The sequence below is a fragment of the Oceanobacter sp. 1_MG-2023 genome (genome assembly GCF_030689025.1).
Taxonomy (GTDB): Bacteria; Pseudomonadota; Gammaproteobacteria; order Pseudomonadales; family Oceanobacteraceae; genus Oceanobacter.
Genome location: NZ_JAUYWA010000010.1, coordinates 1 through 18,346, shown reverse-complemented (window position 1 = coordinate 18,346; position 18,346 = coordinate 1). Strand labels below are relative to the sequence as shown.

Annotated in this window: 21 protein-coding genes, 3 tRNA genes and 1 pseudogene; 23 read left to right on the top strand and 2 right to left on the bottom strand. The window is 53.6% G+C overall.

The window, feature by feature from the left end; all coding sequences use genetic code 11:
* Window positions 1-13 precede the first annotated feature (13 nt).
* The 16 genes and pseudogenes from Q8W22_RS08460 to clpX form a co-directional block, all read left to right on the top strand.
* Window positions 14-487 (top strand): NifB/NifX family molybdenum-iron cluster-binding protein, encoded by a 474-nt coding sequence (locus Q8W22_RS08460; protein ID WP_303433654.1) that lies wholly within the window; start codon window positions 14-16, stop codon window positions 485-487.
* A 36-nt stretch (window positions 488-523) separates the two neighbouring features.
* The gene (locus tag Q8W22_RS08455) at window positions 524-991 is read left to right on the top strand and encodes a NifX-associated nitrogen fixation protein (protein ID WP_303433656.1); all 468 of its coding nucleotides are present in this window, start codon (window positions 524-526) and stop codon (window positions 989-991) included.
* A 61-nt stretch (window positions 992-1,052) separates the two neighbouring features.
* A complete protein-coding gene (locus Q8W22_RS08450) occupies window positions 1,053-1,274 on the top strand; it encodes a CCE_0567 family metalloprotein (RefSeq protein WP_303433658.1) in 222 nt (73 codons plus the stop codon).
* Window positions 1,275-1,464: 190 nt separating this feature from the next.
* Window positions 1,465-1,770 (top strand): ferredoxin III, nif-specific, encoded by a 306-nt coding sequence (gene fdxB, locus Q8W22_RS08445; RefSeq protein ID WP_303433660.1) that lies wholly within the window; start codon window positions 1,465-1,467, stop codon window positions 1,768-1,770.
* A gap of 5 nt (window positions 1,771-1,775) precedes the next feature.
* Window positions 1,776-2,102 (top strand): ferredoxin, encoded by a 327-nt coding sequence (locus tag Q8W22_RS08440; protein WP_305452066.1) that lies wholly within the window; start codon window positions 1,776-1,778, stop codon window positions 2,100-2,102.
* The gene (locus tag Q8W22_RS08435; RefSeq protein WP_303433663.1) at window positions 2,093-2,503 is read left to right on the top strand and encodes a hypothetical protein; all 411 of its coding nucleotides are present in this window, start codon (window positions 2,093-2,095) and stop codon (window positions 2,501-2,503) included. The genes Q8W22_RS08440 and Q8W22_RS08435 overlap by 10 nt, the downstream gene beginning before the upstream one ends.
* A gap of 437 nt (window positions 2,504-2,940) precedes the next feature.
* Complete coding sequence (locus Q8W22_RS08430; RefSeq protein WP_303433665.1) at window positions 2,941-3,264, top strand: iron-sulfur cluster assembly accessory protein; 324 nt, start codon at window positions 2,941-2,943, stop codon at window positions 3,262-3,264.
* Between the two features lie 67 nt (window positions 3,265-3,331).
* Window positions 3,332-4,252, top strand: a complete 921-nt coding sequence (nifU, locus tag Q8W22_RS08425) for a Fe-S cluster assembly protein NifU (protein ID WP_305415618.1) — start codon at window positions 3,332-3,334, stop codon at window positions 4,250-4,252.
* 2 nt (window positions 4,253-4,254) lie between these two features.
* Window positions 4,255-5,463: a cysteine desulfurase NifS gene (gene nifS, locus Q8W22_RS08420; RefSeq protein WP_303433669.1), complete on the top strand. Its 1,209-nt coding sequence runs from the start codon at window positions 4,255-4,257 to the stop codon at window positions 5,461-5,463.
* Between the two features lie 26 nt (window positions 5,464-5,489).
* Window positions 5,490-6,695, top strand: a complete 1,206-nt coding sequence (gene nifV / locus Q8W22_RS08415) for a homocitrate synthase (RefSeq protein WP_303433670.1) — start codon at window positions 5,490-5,492, stop codon at window positions 6,693-6,695.
* A gap of 14 nt (window positions 6,696-6,709) precedes the next feature.
* Window positions 6,710-7,459: a serine O-acetyltransferase gene (gene cysE, locus Q8W22_RS08410; protein ID WP_368501386.1), complete on the top strand. Its 750-nt coding sequence runs from the start codon at window positions 6,710-6,712 to the stop codon at window positions 7,457-7,459.
* A 5-nt stretch (window positions 7,460-7,464) separates the two neighbouring features.
* Window positions 7,465-7,992, top strand: a complete 528-nt coding sequence (locus Q8W22_RS08405) for a hypothetical protein (RefSeq protein WP_305452064.1) — start codon at window positions 7,465-7,467, stop codon at window positions 7,990-7,992.
* Window positions 7,993-8,153: 161 nt separating this feature from the next.
* The gene (nifW, locus tag Q8W22_RS08400; RefSeq protein ID WP_303433674.1) at window positions 8,154-8,492 is read left to right on the top strand and encodes a nitrogenase-stabilizing/protective protein NifW; all 339 of its coding nucleotides are present in this window, start codon (window positions 8,154-8,156) and stop codon (window positions 8,490-8,492) included.
* A gap of 21 nt (window positions 8,493-8,513) precedes the next feature.
* On the top strand, window positions 8,514-9,002 hold the full coding sequence (locus tag Q8W22_RS08395) for a nitrogen fixation protein NifZ (RefSeq protein WP_305452063.1): 489 nt from the start codon (window positions 8,514-8,516) through the stop codon (window positions 9,000-9,002).
* On the top strand, window positions 8,999-9,868 hold the full coding sequence (nifM, locus tag Q8W22_RS08390; RefSeq protein WP_305452062.1) for a nitrogen fixation protein NifM: 870 nt from the start codon (window positions 8,999-9,001) through the stop codon (window positions 9,866-9,868). Before Q8W22_RS08395 ends, nifM begins: the two co-directional genes overlap by 4 nt.
* A gap of 58 nt (window positions 9,869-9,926) precedes the next feature.
* A pseudogene (gene clpX, locus Q8W22_RS08385) lies at window positions 9,927-11,156 on the top strand (ATP-dependent Clp protease ATP-binding subunit ClpX); the annotation flags it as partial.
* Between the two features lie 327 nt (window positions 11,157-11,483).
* Here the strand turns inward: clpX and Q8W22_RS08380 are convergent.
* Both Q8W22_RS08380 and Q8W22_RS08375 read right to left on the bottom strand, forming a co-directional pair.
* A complete protein-coding gene (locus Q8W22_RS08380) occupies window positions 11,484-12,026 on the bottom strand; it encodes a flavodoxin (protein ID WP_305452060.1) in 543 nt (180 codons plus the stop codon).
* 951 nt (window positions 12,027-12,977) lie between these two features.
* Window positions 12,978-13,973, bottom strand: coding sequence for an adenosine kinase (locus Q8W22_RS08375; RefSeq protein ID WP_305415622.1), 996 nt, complete (start codon window positions 13,971-13,973; stop codon window positions 12,978-12,980).
* Window positions 13,974-14,138: 165 nt separating this feature from the next.
* On the opposite strand from Q8W22_RS08375, the gene Q8W22_RS08370 reads away from it, so the two are divergent.
* From Q8W22_RS08370 to Q8W22_RS08340, 7 genes are all read left to right on the top strand, one after another.
* Complete coding sequence (locus tag Q8W22_RS08370; RefSeq protein ID WP_305415623.1) at window positions 14,139-15,266, top strand: potassium channel family protein; 1,128 nt, start codon at window positions 14,139-14,141, stop codon at window positions 15,264-15,266.
* A 210-nt stretch (window positions 15,267-15,476) separates the two neighbouring features.
* Entirely contained in the window at window positions 15,477-16,433 is a 957-nt protein-coding gene (locus Q8W22_RS08365; protein WP_303433687.1) for a biotin--[acetyl-CoA-carboxylase] ligase, read from the top strand.
* The gene (locus Q8W22_RS08360) at window positions 16,414-17,127 is read left to right on the top strand and encodes a type III pantothenate kinase (protein ID WP_303433689.1); all 714 of its coding nucleotides are present in this window, start codon (window positions 16,414-16,416) and stop codon (window positions 17,125-17,127) included. Before Q8W22_RS08365 ends, Q8W22_RS08360 begins: the two co-directional genes overlap by 20 nt.
* Complete coding sequence (locus Q8W22_RS08355; RefSeq protein ID WP_303433691.1) at window positions 17,100-17,756, top strand: hypothetical protein; 657 nt, start codon at window positions 17,100-17,102, stop codon at window positions 17,754-17,756. The genes Q8W22_RS08360 and Q8W22_RS08355 overlap by 28 nt, the downstream gene beginning before the upstream one ends.
* 104 nt (window positions 17,757-17,860) lie before the next feature.
* Window positions 17,861-17,944, top strand: a tRNA-Tyr gene (locus Q8W22_RS08350).
* 73 nt (window positions 17,945-18,017) lie between these two features.
* Window positions 18,018-18,091: transfer RNA gene (locus Q8W22_RS08345), tRNA-Gly, on the top strand.
* Window positions 18,092-18,104: 13 nt separating this feature from the next.
* A tRNA-Thr gene (locus tag Q8W22_RS08340) sits at window positions 18,105-18,180 on the top strand.
* Window positions 18,181-18,346: the final 166 nt, after the last annotated feature.

Below are 18,346 nucleotides of genomic sequence, written 5' to 3'. Positions count from 1 at the left end.
AGAGGACAGATGCATGAGTATTACTCGCAAACTGGCAGTGGTGGATGACAACGAAGACGGCACACTGTTGAAAGTTGCCTTTGCAACATCAGACCAGATAACGGTTGATCAGCATTTTGGCTCAGCGCATGCCTTTTCGATTTATGGCGTGAACCCCGAGAATGCCTATTTGCTCGAGGTTAGTGAGTTTGGCGACCTGAAACAGGATGGCAATGAAGACAAGCTGGCTGAAAAACTGGAGATGCTCCGGGGGTGTGTTGCGGTGTATTGCCGGGCGTGTGGCGCATCGGCGGTGCGGCAGCTACTGGTGCTGGGCATTCAACCGGTCAAGGTCAGCGACGGCACCGAAATCAGCGAGATGCTGATCAACTTGCAGCAGGAGCTGCGAGAAGGGCCATCAGCCTGGCTGGCCAAAGCGATTCGTAGTCAGCAACACCTTAACCCCAACCGTTTTGACACCATGGAATCGGAAGGCTGGAGCGAATAATTCGCCCGCTACTATTTCATCCTCAGGAGAAACACCATGAACGACACAGTCATTGATGCTGATCACGAGCAGCTGGCCAACCCGCTGGTGCGTCAGGTTGTAGTGCAATTGCGCGCCATGGACAGCTACGGCACTTACGACACCTGGAGTGACGACAAAGTGCTGGACCCCATGATCCTGACCAAGGAACGCCGCCGCGAAATCCCGGTAGTGGGTGATCCGGACGAAACCACCGTGTCACGCATCAAGGCGTATTACAACGCCCTGGCGACAACCATTGAACAGGAAGCCGGATTAATGGCTGTCCCTGTTATCAATATTACTCACGAAGGTTTTGGTCGCGCCATGATCATTGTGGGCAAGCTGGTGGTACTGGATAAAACCCTGCGTGATGTGCACCGCTTCGGTTTTGATTCGCTTGAAAAAATGATTGCCGAGATCGAAAAGGTCAGCGGCAAGGCCGTCTCAATGATTAACAATCATCGGGATGTTGCCGAAATGTAACGAGGCCGGGTCACGGCCGAGCGTGGCCCGATGAACGTATTGGATAAATGGAGGCCGGTTTATGACTCCCGAAGAGATCAAGGCACTGAAAAAGAACGTGAGCGCCAAAAAACGTATGGCGACTGAAATAGCGTCAAAAATACACGACGTGGTTGAAGACACTTTCTGGACTGAGTACCAGACCTTGCCAGCCCTGGCCGAGGAAGCGATCGCGGCCTGTGAGGCCTGGAAAGCAGCTCAGGCGGAATATGAAACAAAAACCAAAGCGGCCGAAACGGCCTGAAGCATAGCGCTGGAATAACCGGACTTTCCTGGCTGTCGGGCTAACCGTCCCGGATCCATCAGTCGAGTAATGGGCCAGCAAGAGCTCGTCTCGTCTTGTTGTCATGTCAGGAGTCGTCATGGTGTTGGGGGAACCCGGCACAACAAAGCAACCGTGATTAGCACTTATAACCAGAGAGAGGAGATCGGCCATGACTGACACTATCGTTGGCCGCACGCGAGGCGGAGAAGAGTGGACGCCTGAATTTGTCACGGCACTGGACCCGATGACCTGCATCGGCTGTGGCCGTTGTTACAAGGTATGCCCACGAGATGTATTTGATCTTGTTGATCGTGCGGATGTGGTCGATGCCGAAGAGGATGACGACGACTTTTACGATGATGATGACGAGATGAAGGTAATGACTATTGCCAATGCAGATGACTGTATTGGCTGTGTCTCCTGCGCTCGTGTTTGTCCAAAAAGCTGTCACACACATGAAGCACTAGCGGGGTAATCGTCATGCCAAAACCAGAATATCATGTCTTTGTTTGTGGTCAGCAGCGCCCAGCGGGGCATCCCCGTTCCAGTTGTGGAGAAAAAGGCGCTGCGCCCTTGATGCAGGCTTTTTCTGAACGCCTGATTGCCAAAGGCTTGTTCAGCAAAGTGTCGCTGGTCGCGACAGGCTGCCTGGGACCATGCCGGGCTGGAGCCAATGTATTGGTGTACCCGGGCGGTACACTTTATATACAGGTTGCCCTGGAGGATATTGACCAGATCATCGACCAACACTTGATCGGTGGCGAGCCATGGCTCGACAAGGTTGCCCCGGATGAGGTATGGCAGTGAGCCTGCTGGCCAGCTCGTTACAGCACGACGCTGTCTCCGGGACAGCGGCCGAGCGCCTGGTCGAGGAAAAGGCTCGCATCAACGCCGTTCAGCAGGCGTTACTGGCGGAACTGGGCAAGATCGGCCTGGCTGAGCATTGTCCGGGTATTACGGCGGCGTTTGATGCTGCCGAGATCCGCATCGATCCGTTTGATCAGAGTGAGTCGCTGCAATGTTACTGGAAAACCCCCTTGGGGATGAATCAGGGAACGGTGCAGTTACTGCCAGATGATCAATTGTTCGCAGAATACGATGTGTTGTGTGTTCATCCAGACAAACCGGCCTGGTTTGTCGAAGCGGTGACGGCCTGGGGGCAAGCGAGCACGCTCAAGACTGAATTACGACTGATCCCGGTGCCCTGAGCAATGCTCAGAACGTTATAAAACAAGTGGCCAGGAAAGCACTCACTGGCCCTTGTTCCCTGCTTCCATTCTCCCTTCCTGATACATCCCTGCCATTTTTGATTATTCATCATTCCTCTTGCCCGATTGCGCAACTTCCTGGTGGCTATCTTGTGCCGGGATATACGCCAGTTGCCAGGCGCGAGGTCTGGCAAAGGTTCGCTTTCGCTTGTCGTATAAACCCAACACAAGCGCTTGTAGTAACTACGACAAAGCCTTGCCTGCGTTGTGTTCGCTACATCGTTTCATTCCCGACATTGTCTTTAACTGACTGAATTATAAACATTTTTTTATACGTATTTGGCGTGGCATATCGATTGCACTTTCTCTTCAGGCAACCCTTTCCAGCCGGCTCCAGTCATTTGCCGGGAGCGGCCGTAGCCACAGGAGGCAACATCATGATCACAATGACCGATAGTGCAATTTCCGCAGTTCGCCGTTTTATGCAGTCCAGCGAGGCCCCGATGGCGGGTCTGCGCATCAAGGTCGAAGGTGGCGGCTGTTCCGGCTTTCAATATGGCATGAAGCTGGAAGAGAACGTTACCCAAGGGGATGAGGTACTGGATTTTTCCGGCCTTACCGTACTGGTTGATGAAAACAGTGCAGCGCTGCTGGAGGGCGTGACGGTGGATTTTGTCGACGGCTTTGAAGGCAGTGGCTTCAAGTTTGAAAACCCGAATGCATCCAACAGTTGTGGTTGTGGCAAATCATTCAGCGCCTGAATGCAATCGCTGATTTATATCCGATCCAGACTCGCCGCAATCCGGCATCGATACCAGGAGCAGAATTATGTGGGATTACTCTGAAACCGTTAAAGAACACTTCTACAACCCTAAAAACGCCGGATCGGTCACTGAGGCCAATGCGGTTGGTGACGTCGGTTCCATCAGCTGTGGTGACGCCCTGCGCCTGACACTGAAAGTTGAACCCGATACCGAGATTATTCTGGACGCCGGGTTCCAGACCTTCGGTTGTGGCTCCGCCATCGCCTCTTCTTCTGCCCTGACCGAAATGGTGAAAGGCAAGACCCTGGATCAGGCGCTGGAAATCAGCAATCAGGATATCGCGGATTTCCTCGACGGCCTGCCTCCGGAAAAAATGCACTGTTCCGTGATGGGGCGTGAAGCCTTGCAGGCGGCAGTGGCCAATTATCGTGGCGAAGTCTGGACCGATGATCATGAAGAAGGTGCATTGATCTGCAAATGCTTTGCGATCGATGACGTGATGATCCGTGACACCATCAAGGCCAATAACCTCAGCACCGTGGAAGAAGTCACAAACTACACCAAAGCTGGTGGTGGTTGCTCCTCTTGTCACGAAGGCATCGAGAATATTCTCTCCGAAGAGTTGGCTGCTCGTGGTGAAACCTTTGCGCCAGGTGCAATCGGTAAAAAAGAAGGCTTTGTGAATCTGGCAGAAACAAAGGCCGAGCCAACGCCGCCCGCCAAGTTAAGCACGGTGCAACGTATCCTGAAAATCCAGCAAGTCCTGGAAGGATTACGCCCGGCCTTGCAGGCCGATGGCGGTGATGTCGAGCTGCTGGATGTGGAAGGCAAAAACGTTTACGTCAAGCTGGTCGGAGCCTGTTCCGGGTGCCAGATGGCCGCCATGACACTGGGTGGCGTGCAACAGAAGCTGATCGAAGAACTGGGTGAATTTATCAAGGTTATCCCTCACACCGAACGTCCCGTTGAAATTGCAGGAGTCTGATCATGGCTGATATTTACCTCGACAATAACGCCACTACCATGTGCGATCCCGAAGTGGTTGATGCGGTGATGCCGTATTTCAGTGAGCAGTTTGGTAATCCGTCCTCCATGCACAGTTTTGGCAACAAGGTTGGATTTGCCCTCAAGGCTGCCCGCAAAAGTGTACAGAACATTCTGGGGGCAGAGCACGATTCGGAAATCATCTTCACTTCCTGTGGCTCTGAATCGGACTCCACCGCTATCCTGTCGGCACTGAAAGCCCAGCCGGAACGCAAGGAAATCATCACTACGGTGGTGGAACATCCTGCGGTACTGAACCTGTGCGATTACCTCGCCACCGAGGGTTACACCGTCCACAAGCTGGCCGTCGATGACAAGGGCCGACTGGATCTGGAAGAGTACAAAAAGCTGCTGACAGACCAGGTCGCCATTGTCTCCGTGATGTGGGCCAATAACGAAACCGGTACCATTTTCCCGGTACTGGAAATGGCCGAGCTGGCTGATGCCGCCGGTGTGTTGTTCCATACCGATGCGGTGCAGGCCGTGGGCAAGATCCCCATGAACCTGCAGGATACCTGCATCCATATGCTGTCGTTGTCCGGGCACAAGTTGCACGCGCCCAAAGGCGTAGGCGTGTTGTATCTGCGCCGTGGTGTACGTTTTCGTCCACTGCTGCGGGGTGGCCATCAGGAGCGTGGTCGTCGTGCCGGCACCGAAAACACAGTGGGAATCGTTGGGCTGGGCAAAGCCTGTGACCTGGCGATGGAGCACATGGAGTATGAAAATACCGAAGTGGCCAAGCTGCGTGACCGTTTGCAGGCCGGCATCCTTGCCGCTGTGCCGCATTCCTTTGTGACCGGAGATCCCTCCAACCGTCTGCCAAATACGCTGAATATTGCTTTTGAATACATCGAAGGCGAAGCCATCCTGTTGCTGATGAACAAGGCTGGTATTGCGGCGTCGTCTGGTTCTGCCTGTACCTCTGGTTCGTTGGAACCATCCCATGTGATGAAGGCGATGGGCATTCCTTATACCGCAGCTCATGGCACGGTGCGTTTCTCTCTCAGCCGTTATAACACTCCGGAAGAAATTGAACGGGTGATCGAAGCTGTGCCACCGATTGTCGCCAAGTTGCGCAAGCTGTCACCTTATTGGGATGAAAACGGTCCGGTGGAAAACCCTGAACAAGCCTTTGCGCCTGTTTACGCCTGAGTTTGACTGAGCACAGGAGCGCGACCATGACCACAGAACTTCCTGCCATTGTTATTGATGACACCACGTTACGTGATGGCGAGCAAAGCGCCGGCGTTGCCTTTACCGCAGATGAAAAACTGGCCATTGCCAGTCATCTGTCGGCGATGGGTGTGCCGGAGCTGGAAATCGGCATTCCGGCGATGGGAGATGAAGAACGAGAGGTGATGCAAGCCATTGCCGAGCTGGGGCTGTCGTCGCGCCTGTTGGCCTGGTGCCGTTTGTTTGATCAGGATCTGGATGCGGTACGGGGTCTGGATGTGGATATGGTGGATTTGTCGATTCCGGTATCGGATCAACAGATTACCCACAAACTGGGTCGCGACCGGCGCTGGGTCGAAGGCCAGGTCGAGCGTCTGGTAGCCACCGCCGGTGATGCCGGTTTCGAAGTCTGCCTGGGGTGTGAAGATGCCTCCAGAGCCGATGCTGACTTTGTTGCCCGTCTGGCCGATATCGCCGCCAATGCCGGTGCCCGGCGTCTGCGGTTTGCCGATACGGTTGGCATCATGCAGCCATTCTCGGTACTCGACAGCATGCGCACTCTGCGTCGTCGTACTGACCTGGAGCTGGAGATGCACGCCCACGACGACTACGGCCTGGCCACCGCCAATACCTTGGCGGCGGTGATGGGTGGAGCCACTCATATCAATACAACGGTGAATGGTCTGGGTGAACGGGCAGGGAATGCACCGCTGGAAGAGTGTGTCCTGGCGCTGAAGCACTTGCACCAGCTTGAAACCGGCGTGAATACCCTGTTGATGCCCGGCTTGTCTGCCCTGGTTGAACAGGCTTCAGGACGTAGCGTCAGCTGGAACAAAAGCATTGTGGGGGCAGGCGTCTTCACTCATGAAGCCGGTATTCATGTTGATGGTCTGATCAAGGATCCACTGAATTATCAGGGCCTTGATCCTCTGGAGCTGGGCCGCCAGCACCAGATGGTACTGGGCAAGCATTCCGGTAAACACGGGCTGATCCGGGCCTACCAGGACATTGGTATCGAGCTGCTGAGTTGGCAGGTTCCGGTGTTACTGCAACAGCTTCGCATTTGGGTCACTCGTTCCAAGCAGGTGCCATCGGCCAGCCAGTTGGTGGACTTGTATCTTGCGTTGGAGCCAGTCATGGGCCATGGCCATAGCGCCAATGGCCCGACAGAGGAGATGAACGTATGTCAGCTACATCCAGTCGCCAGCTAACGGCTCGCCAATCGTTGTGGTCGCAATGGCGTGAAGACATTGCCAGCGTGTTTGAACGAGATCCGGCAGCCCGCACGACCTTCGAAGTGTTGACCACATATCCTGGTGTACACGCGCTGATTTTTCACCGTATCTCGCACCGGTTATGGCTGCGGGGCTGGTGTTACGCTGCCCGCTGGCTGTCCTGTTTTGCCCGCTTGCTCAGTAATGTGGATATTCATCCTGGAGCGACAATCGGCGCCCGTTTTTTTATCGACCACGGCGCTTGTGTGGTGATCGGCGAAACCGCCGTCGTTGGTGACGATGTCACGCTTTATCACGGCGTGACGCTGGGAGGCACCAGCTGGAACAAGGGCAAGCGTCATCCAACCTTGGGAGATGGCGTGATGGTAGGAGCCGGAGCCAAGATTCTCGGCAATATTACTGTCGGTAGCGGCAGTCGGGTTGGGGCCAATTCCGTTGTGGTCGAGGACGTTCCTGAACAATGCACCGTGGTAGGGATTCCAGGCAAGGTAGTCAAACTGCGCGAAGCGGGCTTGCTCAACCCTTATGGCATCGATCTGGACCATCATTTGATACCAGACCCTGTTGGTAAAGCGATCAGCTGTTTGTTAAGCCGGATTGACCTGTTGGAATCCCGCCTTGATAGCCGGGATGCCGAAGAGCGCTACAGCCATTGCGAGACAGATAATCAGATTTGTGAACAGGACTGCCCTGGTGGACAGGTGATCAAGGCCCGGCAGTCATTGGGGACGGTGAGGTAAGCAGCATGGACTTGCAGGATTTCAAAGGCCAGATGATGTATTTCGACGAGCCGCTGACCGCGGAAGTTGAAGAGCTCATGAACCGGGCAGCATATGCATACGGCGATGGGGATGCAGAAGGCTACTTGTTAAAAGCCTATGCCCGGGCTCCTGCTCATATGACGGTTCTGGTTGGCCTGTACCGGTTTTATTACTACCAGCATCGTTTGCCTGAAGCGATTGCCGTCGCCCATGAAGTGATGGCTGAGATTGCCCCTGGAATCGGCTTTCCGGACCATTGGGAAAAGCTCACCTCCGACGATTTGAAACGGGGGGTGCTGGAATCTTTTACCCGGGTGCGCTTTTACCTGCTGGCCTTGAAAGGAGCCGCCTATCTGACACTGCGGCTGGGTGATATGGCCGAAGGGATACGGATGCTGAACAAGGTGGTGGAGTTTGATACCAGCGACCGGTTGGGTGCCCGATCGTTACTGCAATCGATTGGCCCGGCCGTGGTGGTCAATAACCAGCCAGTCACCCCGGCAGTATCATAAGAATAGAGAAGAACGGACAGCAAGCGACTGACTTGCTGCGACCATCGGCGGGTGTCCGGCCATTGTGCGACGACGACCCGACGATGAGCTGACAAGACGTGATGAATAACGTGATTGATGACGAGAGCTATCTAACAGCGACCTAACAGAGGGGTAACGCTATGGAACTGCAAGACGAATTGAGCCTGGAAGACGCATTGGATGAATTGGTGTCGGCGGAGGACTTTCTGGAGTATTTCGGCGTACCTTTTGATCCGGCTGTGGTTCATGTGAACCGGCTGCATATCATGCAGCGTTATCACGACTACCTGAGTCAGAGTGAAGACTCCATGGCAACACATCTGGGTAATGACGAAGCCTTGCGCTCTGTCTATCGGGCACTGCTTGAACGTGCTTATTCCGATTTTGTGGAATCTGATGCCCTGACCGAAAAGGTATTCAAAGTGTTCCGTATGCACGAGCCACAAACCGGCTTTGTACCATTGGATAGCCTGCTGTAATTCAAGCAAAAGGAGGAGCCTGTGAAACCTGCCTATGAGTATGGCGATGAAGTAAGGCTGATTCGCAACGTCCGTAACGATGGTACTTACCCCGGCAAGGACGTCGGGGAGCTGCTGATTCAGCGAGGTGCCATTGGTTGTGTTTACGACGTCGGCACCTACTTGCAAGACCAGCTGATCTATCGGGTGCACTTTCTGGATACTGGCTGCACGGTTGGCTGCCGCGAGGAAGAGTTGATCCCGGCGGATGCGTACTGGATCAGCAACCGTTTTGAGTTCCGGGATGCGGTGGTGGCAACTGTGTCGATGTCGAGTCAGGGTGAGGAGGTGGTTCAGCCAGGGGATCTGGGAGAAATATCCCGGGTGATCCGTGAAGACGGCAAGTTGTTTTATCACGCTCGTTTTCACGGTCGTACCTTTCAGGTTCCAGAAGCGGCACTTGAAGCTCCGGATGATGATCGTCCGCCGGTGGAGCATGAGGATTCACAAATAGCAGGGGGAGCAGCATGAGTGCACTGGCCCGATCTGTCGAGCATGAGGACAGACCACTGAATGGTTACCGTGAGCTGCGGATTGCTGGCGAGCAATTCGGTTGTTCACCTCATGAGCTCACGCCTGAGCAGGCGCGCAAATTACAACGTATCGCCAGTAATGAGCTGGCGTTGGAACAGTTGATACTGGCCAGCCCGGAAGCGGCACAGGTGAGTGTTCCGACCTCTCAACTGGACGCGGCTCTGGATCAGATTCGCCAACGGTATGAGTCCGATGCGCAATTTGAAGAAGCATTGGAGCATAACGGGCTGGGGACTGATGACTTGCGTGACGGTCTGTTGCGGGAGTTAACGGTCGAAGCGGTGATGGAGTTGGTGGGTAGCCGGGGAGTGCATGTTGATGCGACCGAAGCGACCTTGTTTTATTACCTGCATCCAGAACGTTTTGCCAAGCCCGAAATCCGTACCGCCCGACATATTCTGATTACCGTGAACGAAGGCTTTGCCGAGAACGAACGCAACGCGGCTTACCAGCGTCTGGAGGAGATCACGCGTCGGGTGAAGCGTTCGCCCAAGCGTTTTGCCGAGCAGGCACTGAAACACTCCGAGTGTCCGACCAGCCTGAATGGCGGTTTGTTGGGGGAGGTTCGTGCCGGCACCCTGTTCCCTGAGCTGGACAAGGCCTTGTTTTCGATGTCGGAAGACGAGCTGCGAGGTCCGATTGAAAGCGAATTGGGCTGGCATTTATTGTGGTGTGAAAAAATCCACCCGGCCACCCTGATGCCTCTGGATGAGGTATTGCCTCGTCTGCAAGAGGAATTGCAACAGCGTCAGAACAAGCGTACCCAGAAGCTCTGGCTGAAACAGCGCGCCGCCAGCGTCTGAGTCGATTACCTGCTGCGCCGGAGACTATCGGCGTGGCGCACTGATCCAGGAGGTCACCATGGCAGACAGCCCAAGCTCCGCACAGCCTACATGTTCATTTTGCGGGATCGAAAAATCCCCTCAAGTTCCCCTGATAGCCGGTAACGACGGTCATATTTGTGAGCAATGCGTCAAGCTGGCCTATCAGGTTGTTAGCAGTTGGGGGCGTCGTACCCAGAATCCGTCCGAGCCGGAATTAAAAACGCCACTGGCGATCAAGGATTTTCTGGACGAATACATTATCGGTCAGGATGAAGCGAAAAAAACGCTATCGGTCGCCGTCTATAACCACTATCTGCGTTTGAAGTTCCAGGACAGCCAGGCCGAAGCCAGAATACCGGTTAACGGTGGCAGCGATATGGTCGAGCTGGAAAAATCCAATATCCTGCTGGCCGGGCCATCTGGTACCGGTAAAACCTTGCTGGTCAAAACCCTGGCACGGATTATTGGTGTGCCTTTTGTGATCGGTGACGCCACTACTCTGACCCAGGCCGGTTATGTCGGTGAAGATGTTGACAGCCTGCTCAAGCGCCTGCTGGAAGCTGCCGAAGGGGATGTCCAGCAAGCCCAATGGGGCATTGTCTATATCGATGAAATCGACAAGATTGCCAGCCGCGGCAGTGGTGGTGCCAGTGCCCGGGACGTATCCGGGGAAGGTGTGCAACAAGCATTACTGAAAATGGTTGAAGGCAGTGAAGTTCGCATTTCCAAATCCGGCCGCAGGGAAGGGGGCGAGGAAGTGGTGCTGAATACGCAGAATATTCTGTTTATTGTTGGTGGGGCTTTCCCAGGACTGACAGAGCTGATCAGCAAGCGGTTGCAGCCACCCAAGTCCGGGATTGGTTTCAGTGCCCCGATCAATACCGCCTCAGCAATCAGTAATGAGCAGTTATTGGTGGCTTTGCAGCCGGATGACTTGCTGCAATTTGGCCTGATTCCTGAATTTATCGGCCGTTTCCCGGTGATTACCTTTTTGCAGGATCTGGATGTCGACAGCCTGAAACGGATTTTGACCGAACCCAGAAATGCCCTGACCAAGCAGTACCGCCAGCTGTTTGCCTTCCAGAATGTCGGATTGGACTTTACTGAAGAGTCGCTGACCTTTATTGCCAAGGAAGCCGTGAAGCGGGGGACGGGAGCCAGGGGATTGCGAGGAATGATGGAATCCATGCTGCTGTCGACCATGTTTGACTTGCCATCCCGTACTAATCTGGCTTCGTGCACTGTTCAGGTGTCGGGAGAAGAGGAGTCGGCGCAACTCAGCGTGCGGGAAGAATATGGTGATGGTGAAGTGGTACAGGAGCCTTTACCGACACCGACGGCAACCGTTGACGTTGCAGATAAATCTGAAGCTCTATCCGCAGCATCCCAAAGCGTTTGATGATTTGACGGGAGCTGCTGTTTTGTTTTTTGGGTCGCCTCTGGCGGCCTTTTTTTATGGTTTGGGGATAACCAGTTACCGCTTGTTGGCCGCAAGGGTCAGAAGCAAGGCTTGAAAGGTTTGATCAGGACTAAAAAAAGGCACGGCCAGTGGGGATTACTGGCCATGCAAGGCTTTGAGGAAGGAAAAGCAAATTTACAGCGGCAAGCCAAATTCAGGGGCAATCTGGCCTAACCAGGCATTCAGGCGTTCTTCGGTCAGTCCGGTCTGGTTGTCGAGGTCGAGCGCCAGACCAACAAATTTATCGTCCAACAAGGCGGCGGACTGTTCAAATTCATAGCCATCGGTTGGCCAGCTGCCAACGAATTTGGCACCACGCTCGGTGAAAAACTCGTACAGCTCTCCCATGGCGTCCAGAAACTCATCCGGGTAACCCACCTGATCACCCAGGCCATAGATGGCTATGGTTTTGCCGCTGAAATCCATATCTTCGATTTTGGGTAAAAATTCTTCCCAGCTTTCTGCATCGCAGTCTGATGACAGGCCTGGCAATTCGCCGTCGCCCAGAGTCGGAGTGCCGATCAGCAGATATTCGTAGCTGGCAAAGGCATCAGGCTCGGCTCTGTTGACGTTGAGCGGCGCGGCCATGATGTCGTCGTCGAATTTCTTTTTGATCATTTTGGCAACCTTACGGGTCTTGCCTGTGTTGCTGCCGAAAAACAGCCCTATTTTGGCCATGCGTGTTCTCCTTTTGGGACGGTAAATAGGCACTTGCCGTTGATCATTTTCGATATCATTAACGGCTGTTGCTCATACCGGGGTTTTGCAGGCGTTGTGCCAGTTTGTCGGAGCTGTAACGTTATGAATTTTCTGGTTTTTTTTATTTTGTGTCGGTATGTGTCGGAAACCAGACAAGCTTAATCGGTAGATCTTTGCTGCTTTGTAGCTTTTCCAACAAATCCTGCTGTTGACTGCTCAAGCCGTCTCTGACTGTCGGGGACATCTATTTACTCCTGCACGGCGGCAACCCGCGCCCTTCGGGGCTGCCGGATGATCTCGACGCGGTGTCGCCGACGTTTGACTTGACCCGTCAGGCCTGCAAGTCGGCTTCGTGATTCGAAACCATCCGGTGGCCAAGAGTGAGCACCGGATTAAATAGATATCCTCTGTTATATATACAGAGTTATAAGGCTTTGATCCTCAACTTAATCAATGTTTATCCACAGATCTTGTGTATAAAATTTTTGATATGGCATGCTTTTTGTCAGCTAATGAGGGACGATGATATGGATTAACCGTGTTGTCTTTTAATCTGTTGGTTTTTTATTTTTTTGTTTAAAAACAAGGTGTTATTTATTTTTTTATTGGATTTTGAATAGCTTTTAGCAGCAAGAGAATCAGTTGGTTATCATATAATCTGAGTGATTATTACTGATATCGCTTATAGGCTCCGGTAAAAATGAAAATAACATGACAGATTATCCACAGATTTTGTGGATAACTTTGGGTGTAAGTTGAAGAAAAATACGTTCAGGCATGATGAGTGGGCGGGCACTGTCAGATTGTACAAAAAATAACCAGATGGTGGGGCATCGTGCTGCCGTGCAGGTGGAATCCGGGGAGCGTGCAGGGCAACAGGATTGCCAGGCAAACAACATAATGATCCCCGGAGCCTGGGTCTTTGGCGGATTATTGAGTCAGTGATGCTTTTAAGGGTTCGTGCTGTGCCGCTTCAAGGCGCGGTCCAAACTGGCTGACAACCTGTGCTGATGCCGCGGATGCCAAGCGGCCGGCAGCCGCAAAGTCATGGCCATGGGTCAATGCATAGAGGAAAGCTCCGGCAAACATATCTCCGGCACCGTTGGTGTCGACGGCGGTGACGCTGTGTGGCGCAATGCGGTGCAGTTGTTCGCCATCCCAGGCCAGGGCACCGTCTTTGCCACAGGTAACCGCAAAGGTGTGGGCCTTGGTTTTTAAAGCCGTAATGGCGTCATCCAGATGGCTGGTTTCTGTTAGCAGTTGGGCTTCCTGCTCATTGCAGAACAGCAGATCAACACCGTCGCCCATGATTTCCAGAATACCGTCACGAAAGTATTGCACCATGGCTGGGTCAGAGCAGGTCATGGCGACCTTGACGCCATGTTGGCGCGCCAGTTCGCGTACTTGAACGGCGGCTGCCCGCGAGGTATCTCCTGTCACCAGGTAGCCTTCTATATAAACGTACTCGGAACTGGCGATGGCGGTTTCGTTGATATGTCGGGCGTGCAGGTCTGAGGTAATACCGAGGAAGGTATTCATGGTGCGTTCGGCATCCGGGGTAACCATAACCAGGCATTTGCCGGTGGTGCCGGTTTCACGATCGTCGCCCAGATTGGTGTCTACGCCAGCTGCCTTGAGGTCGGTGACATAAAAATCCCCTGATTCGTCGTTGGCGACATTACAGGTGTAGTAGGTTTTGGCACCGAAATAGCTGGCTCCTATAATGGTGTTGGCAGCACTCCCTCCACAGGCACGTTTTTTCAGTCCATAGGTGTCGGTCAGTTGCCCGAGCAGCCCGGTCAGTTGCGTTTCGTCAATCAGGGTCATCAGGCCTTTTTCTATGCCCGCTTTGGCAAAAAAGGCGTCATCCACCTCAAATTCCTTATCGACCAGTGCGTTACCGATGCCGTAAATGTGGTATCCCATTGTGTATCTCGTGTTATGTCAAAGAGGCCGCAGTGTAACAAATGACAGCGACAACGGACGATGGGCCGCGGCTCTCTGCCGCTGCTGGTTCTGGTGTGACTGACCCGGTGTTCGACCGTCGGTTTATTGATGCCGTCGGTTGAGGTTTGCGTTTATGATACGGCGATGAATCCTGTTTCCCGCTTTATCCGTCAGCATCAGCGTGTTCGTCATGCGGTGTATCAGACTGAGTCGAATATTTTTCGTTCAATGACGCGTACCGCATCAACCTTGCTGTTGTTTGTGGGTGTTCATGCGTTAGCGATGATGTGGCTGGAGTCCATGACCCCCTGGCAGGCGGTGTGGTTGACGCTGACCACGCTGGCGACGGTGGGTTATGGGGATGTGTCGGCACAAACCCCGTTGGGGCAGCTGATGACGATTGTGCTGATGTATGGCTGCGGCATCACACTGATGACTTTCCTGATCAGTGATTATGTCGATTTTCGAATGGCGCGGCGGGAACGTATCCGCACCGGACACTGGGACTGGAATATGGCTGACCACATTTTGATCATCAATTCACCGAAGTACAATTATGAAGCCTATTTCTTGAGGATGGTCAGCCAGATACGGGAAAGTGGCGAGTATACGGATACGCCGATCATGCTGTTGAATCAGGACTTTGCCAATGGTCTGCCTGACAGTTTACGGCGGCTGGGGGTGGTGCATGTGACCGGGTTGGCCAGTCGTCCGGAAGATTTGGCCCGGGCCGGTGTTGAGCGGGCACGGCATATTGTGGTGCTGTCGCGGGATGAATATTCTCCGGATAGCGACAGCTATTCTTTTGATGTCTGCTATCGTCTGTATGAGCGCCATCTGGGGCCGCGGGTGATTGCCGAAGTTGTGGACGACGCCAATCGGGCGCGTTTGCGGGACTTGAAGATCAAGGCATTGTTACGACCCATTCGTTCATATCCGGAAATTATTGTCCGGGCGATGGTGGCCCCCGGCGTTGAGCGGATTATTGAAGATATGTTCACTCATGAGGATGATCATGCCGTGCGTTATCCCGTTTGGCTGGAGGGAGAACGTTGGGCTGATGTAGTGAATGCGGTGGTACAAAATAATCTCGGTACCCCGTTGGCGTTTGTCTCAAAGGAAGGGGAGGTATTTACCCACCCGGATGGAGATGAACACGTCCAGGCGCAGTCGATTATCGTCCTGGTTCACACGGAAAAACCTCCTACCGTGAGCGATATCCAGCACGCAATCGAAATCCATTTTAATCAGGGCCTGGCTGATATCGAATAGCTTTTCCGTGGTTCCCACAGTGCGTTGTCAGGGCCGTTTATCCTGTTCTGAATGTGTGTGGTAACGGAGGGATGCGATTGTTGTTGTCTCACCGATGCCTGGCTGTCTTTCTGTTTCCGGCTGACTGTCTTGTTTCCCGATGAGGCTTGACGTTCTGGCGCCGCGAACCTTCTGCTATAGTCGCCCGGTTATTTAGCGGGAGTTGTGCCAATGCTCAGTCAGTTACTGGCGTTACTGTCCGATGGTCGTTTTCATTCCGGGGACGACTTGGGGCAGATATTGGGGGTCAGTCGAGCCGCCATATGGAAGCAGATGAAAAAGCTGGATGAGCTGGATATTCCCTATTCTTCTGTTAAAGGTAAAGGTTATCGGCTGCAGGATGCCATCGAGCTGCTCGATCAGGCCAGTATCGAGCAGCAGATGTCAGATCGGCTGGATCGGCTGGATATCTTGCTGGATGTGGATTCCACCAACAGCTGGTTGTATCAGCGGGCGCCGGATCATTTGGGCAAGCGTTATGCGGTTCTGGCAGAGAAGCAGCATCAGGGACGCGGTCGACGCGGTCGCCACTGGGTCAGCCCGTTTGGAAAAAATATCTACCTGTCTTTTCTGGTGACGCTGCCAGGTACCTTGGCTGAACAGGAAGGCTTGAGCCTGATGGTGGCCATTGCCCTCGAGAAAGCACTGCTGGCGCTGGGTATTGAAGGGGCTGGGCTGAAATGGCCGAACGACGTGTATATCGAGGATAAAAAAGTAGCTGGTATTCTGTTGGAAGGTTGTCAGACACAGCCTGGTTTTTGTCAGATTGTTATTGGTATTGGTCTTAATCTGGCGCTGAACCCGCAGGATGCGGAGCGTATCGAACAGCCCTGGACCGCCTTGCGACATTATCAACCAGGTCTGTCACGCAATACGGTTGCCGCGGTGCTGTTACAACAACTGAACTGGGCGGTGGATGAATTCCAGCGCGATGGCTTTGGTCCCTGGATGGCGTATTGGGCTGAACGGGATGTCTTTTACCGCAAGGAGGTTGTTTTGAGCGGATTGGCCGAGCCACGTTATGGTGTCGTAAAAGGTGTGAATCGCAAAGGGGAATTGCTGTTGCAAACCACCCGCGGTATTGAAGTGGTTATTGCAGGAGAATTGAGTGTCCGTCCTGTTAATTGATGCGGGGAATACCCGTATAAAGTGGCGTTATCAGGGCGACGGTGGTGTTGTTCATCGTGGTGGTTGCGCCCATGCGGACGTGGCTGCCCAGCAATGGCCTGCGGTTGGACGTGCGCTGGTGGCCAGTGTGCATGATAACCCCGGACTGCATCAGCAGCTGCAGCAGCAATTTGCCGATCGACTGGTGTGGTTGTCTCACCCACTACTGGACTATACGGATTTCCAGCATTGTTACCCCAACCCTGAGCGCCTGGGCGTTGATCGTTGGCTGGCGATGCTGGGTGCTCGCAAGCACAGCGATGCTGATGTACTGGTCGTTGATGCCGGGACTGCGATGACGGTTGATTTTCTGTTGTCAGACAATCAGCATGAAGGCGGGTTTATTGTGCCGGGGCTCACATTGGCGCAACAGATGCTCTGGCAGAATACCGAACGGGTACGCCCGTACCTGGATGAAATGGCCAGCGAACAACTGCAACCCGGTCGTGATACGGTGCAATGCGTCACCGCCGGGGTGCGGCGCCAGCAGGTTGCTTTTGTGCGTAATGTGCTGGAAGACTATGAGGGGTATATCCCCTTTTTTACCGGTGGTGATGGAGAATGGCTGGCCGTCGCACTCGACGTTCCTTACTGGCCTGAGCTTATCTTTGACGGACTGGATACCCTATGCGCTGGATATTTTTCTGCCTGGTGACAGGTAACTTGCTAGCTCTGGCTGTGTTCTGGCAGCAGGAGTCGGTGCCGGTTAAGACAACCACTGGTCTTGAAATAGCCTCGGGACAGCGGCTGACATTGATTTCTGAAGCCGCGGTGACTCTGCCGAAGGCGAAAGACATCCGTAGTCAGGAGACCAGGAGCAACAGGCACTGCTTTGTTCTTGGCCCTTATAAGGATGAGTTGAGTGCGCGCCATGCAAAAGCCCGTGCGGCTGCGCTCGGCATGAATGGACGGACCAGCAGAACCGAGTTGCCGGGCGGGGAACCTCGTGAGTTTTGGGTGCACGTACCGCCCCGGGCAAGCCGGGATGCGGCGATGCGGATCCTGAAAGAGTTACAGCGGCGTGGTATCGACAGCTACATCATTACCAAGGGTGAGTTGTCTGAAGGGGTGTCATTGGGATTGTTCCGGCAACGGGAGTCTGCAGAAAGGCTGGTGGAACGGGTCAAGCAATACAATATTCCGGTTGCCCTGCGTGAAGTGTTGGATGTTGTAGAAGAGTTCTGGTTGGAAATCCCTGTCAGTGATGAGATGGGCGAGCGGTTACGACAACGTATCATGGCAGACGATAAAGCGGTCAGCTGGCAAATGAGCCAGTGCCAGTAGAGACGTCCATCCGGGTGTCATAACCGGAGAAGACAAAAAAATGGATATAAATAACAAAAAGTGTTGACAGTTATCGGTTCCAGTCATATATTACGCGCCACTTCGGTGGGGTTCCCGAGCGGCCAAAGGGATCAGACTGTAAATCTGACGCGAAAGCTTCGCTGGTTCGAATCCAGCCCCCACCACCAAATTCAGAATCAGCGCTATGTCGATGATTTGACAGGAGCGAGGCCTACAGTCCCGGCTTCGGCCTGAAGGTTCGCGGGTATGGTACAATGGTAGAACCTCAGCCTTCCAAGCTGATGATGCGGGTTCGATTCCCGCTACCCGCTCCAGGTTACAAAATTTGCTGATATAGCTCAGGCGGTAGAGCGCATCCTTGGTAAGGATGAGGTCCCCAGTTCGATTCTGGGTATCAGCACCATTGATTAAATTGCAGAAAGGTAGGCTAATGCCTGCCTTTTTGTGTATCTGACGGTCTGAAATCTACTACCACGTAAGAGAGAGAAGGTCATGGCTAAGGCAACGTTTGAACGTTCCAAACCCCACGTAAACGTAGGTACTATTGGTCACGTTGACCATGGTAAAAC

What these genes read in the sequence shown, in the direction of transcription:
- Q8W22_RS08435 (WP_303433663.1), top strand. Translation starts at nt 2,093, where the DNA reads ATGGCAGTGAGCCTGCTGGCCAGCTCGTTACAGCACGACGCTGTCTCC.
- Q8W22_RS08375 (WP_305415622.1), bottom strand. Translation starts at nt 13,973, where the DNA reads ATGGGATACCACATTTACGGCATCGGTAACGCACTGGTCGATAAGGAA.
- Q8W22_RS08440 (WP_305452066.1), top strand. Translation starts at nt 1,776, where the DNA reads ATGCCAAAACCAGAATATCATGTCTTTGTTTGTGGTCAGCAGCGCCCA.
- Q8W22_RS08370 (WP_305415623.1), top strand. Translation starts at nt 14,139, where the DNA reads ATGAATCCTGTTTCCCGCTTTATCCGTCAGCATCAGCGTGTTCGTCAT.
- Q8W22_RS08430 (WP_303433665.1), top strand. Translation starts at nt 2,941, where the DNA reads ATGATCACAATGACCGATAGTGCAATTTCCGCAGTTCGCCGTTTTATG.
- nifS (WP_303433669.1), top strand. Translation starts at nt 4,255, where the DNA reads ATGGCTGATATTTACCTCGACAATAACGCCACTACCATGTGCGATCCC.
- Q8W22_RS08380 (WP_305452060.1), bottom strand. Translation starts at nt 12,026, where the DNA reads ATGGCCAAAATAGGGCTGTTTTTCGGCAGCAACACAGGCAAGACCCGT.
- Q8W22_RS08405 (WP_305452064.1), top strand. Translation starts at nt 7,465, where the DNA reads ATGGACTTGCAGGATTTCAAAGGCCAGATGATGTATTTCGACGAGCCG.
- fdxB (WP_303433660.1), top strand. Translation starts at nt 1,465, where the DNA reads ATGACTGACACTATCGTTGGCCGCACGCGAGGCGGAGAAGAGTGGACG.
- Q8W22_RS08455 (WP_303433656.1), top strand. Translation starts at nt 524, where the DNA reads ATGAACGACACAGTCATTGATGCTGATCACGAGCAGCTGGCCAACCCG.
- nifW (WP_303433674.1), top strand. Translation starts at nt 8,154, where the DNA reads ATGGAACTGCAAGACGAATTGAGCCTGGAAGACGCATTGGATGAATTG.
- Q8W22_RS08355 (WP_303433691.1), top strand. Translation starts at nt 17,100, where the DNA reads ATGCGCTGGATATTTTTCTGCCTGGTGACAGGTAACTTGCTAGCTCTG.
- nifM (WP_305452062.1), top strand. Translation starts at nt 8,999, where the DNA reads ATGAGTGCACTGGCCCGATCTGTCGAGCATGAGGACAGACCACTGAAT.
- Q8W22_RS08460 (WP_303433654.1), top strand. Translation starts at nt 14, where the DNA reads ATGAGTATTACTCGCAAACTGGCAGTGGTGGATGACAACGAAGACGGC.
- Q8W22_RS08365 (WP_303433687.1), top strand. Translation starts at nt 15,477, where the DNA reads ATGCTCAGTCAGTTACTGGCGTTACTGTCCGATGGTCGTTTTCATTCC.
- nifV (WP_303433670.1), top strand. Translation starts at nt 5,490, where the DNA reads ATGACCACAGAACTTCCTGCCATTGTTATTGATGACACCACGTTACGT.
- Q8W22_RS08450 (WP_303433658.1), top strand. Translation starts at nt 1,053, where the DNA reads ATGACTCCCGAAGAGATCAAGGCACTGAAAAAGAACGTGAGCGCCAAA.
- nifU (WP_305415618.1), top strand. Translation starts at nt 3,332, where the DNA reads ATGTGGGATTACTCTGAAACCGTTAAAGAACACTTCTACAACCCTAAA.